The following is a 440-nucleotide window of genomic DNA, read 5'->3' as shown; positions in this document are numbered from 1 at the left end:
CGCACCCAAGGCGGACACGAAAAGGCGAAGATTTGGCGCGTGGTGGCCGCTGTCGCGATTATCCTTGGCCGCCCCTCCACTTTTTTGGTGATGTTCCTGTTTTCTTTTATCCCGAACAGTTGGTGGCTTTTGTGGCCTATCAAATTCGGGCTTCTTCCCCCTATTGCCTTGCTGGTCTCCGGGGCCTTCACCATTTTTTCCCTATATATCGCCTTCACGCTCTTCATTCTGGCCGTAGTTTTGATTCCGATCAAAATCTTTCAGGCCGTCTTCAATATTTCCAATTCGCTTTTTCTGTCGAAGGCACAAAGTGCCGTCTTCTTCGGGACCATGGTTCAATTCTGGTTCTGGTTTACGGGCAACGAACTGCCGCCGGTTGAGGATGCGCCGGACGATTCCAAAGGGGCGCGGTTCGCCACCCCAAAAGAAAAGGCCGCCCT

At 52.7% G+C, this 440-nt stretch carries 1 protein-coding gene; it reads left to right on the top strand.

Annotated features, from left to right (window positions below; genetic code table 11):
* Positions 1 to 440 (top strand): hypothetical protein (locus GTA51_RS20450; RefSeq protein ID WP_160964317.1); only part of this gene is annotated, 440 nt, incomplete at both ends.

The sequence above is a fragment of the Solidesulfovibrio aerotolerans genome, from assembly GCF_009856865.1.
Lineage (GTDB): Bacteria > Desulfobacterota > Desulfovibrionia > Desulfovibrionales > Desulfovibrionaceae > Solidesulfovibrio > Solidesulfovibrio aerotolerans.
The sequence above is the reverse complement of the archived record's forward strand: the minus strand, read 5'-3'. Positions and strand labels throughout refer to the sequence as shown.